At 57.1% G+C, this 617-nt stretch carries 1 protein-coding gene; it reads right to left on the bottom strand.

The window, feature by feature from the left end:
* Positions 1-617, bottom strand: a 617-nt coding sequence (locus ABEW32_RS26400; protein ID WP_430193275.1) for an AMP-binding protein, incomplete at both ends; no start/stop codon positions are given.

Below are 617 nucleotides of genomic sequence, written 5' to 3'. Positions count from 1 at the left end.
GGTGTCAGCGGCATCTGCTCCAGTTGGATGAAGTATGAAGGCACCATGTAGTTGGGCAGCCCCTCACCCAGCAAGCTGCGCAGCTCACTCGCACTGACGTCTCTTTCAGCGACATAGTACGCCACCAGTTGGTTTTGTCCCTGCTCGTCCGCTTGAGCCAGGACGATGACCTCTTGCACGTCTTCCACTTTCAACATTTGTGCCTCGACTTCGCCCAGTTCGATCCGGTAGCCCCGGATTTTCACCTGATGGTCGATCCGGCCCAAATATTCAATGTTGCCGTCAGGCATCCATCTCGCCAAGTCCCCTGTACGGTACATCCGCTCATAGCCGGCTTCACCGGCTGCAAACGGGTTCGCTACAAATTTCTCCGCGGTCAGCTCTGGGCGATCCAGATACCCCCGCGCCAGACCCGGACCGGATACACACAGCTCACCCGCTACGCCGACCGGAGCCAAATGTCCATGCCCATCCACCATGTATACCCGGTGATTCGGCATCGGGCGTCCGATGGAAATGAGTTGACCTGCCCTTTCATCCTCGGATACTGGCCAGATGGACGTTGCCACCGAGTTTTCGGTTGGACCGTAGCCATTGTAATACGCCACTTGATCCTT

The sequence above is a fragment of the Paenibacillus jamilae genome (genome assembly GCF_050482105.1).
GTDB classification, from domain to species: Bacteria; Bacillota; Bacilli; order Paenibacillales; family Paenibacillaceae; genus Paenibacillus; species Paenibacillus jamilae_B.
Note: the sequence above shows the minus strand (reverse complement) of the source record. Positions and strands in the feature narration are given on the sequence as shown.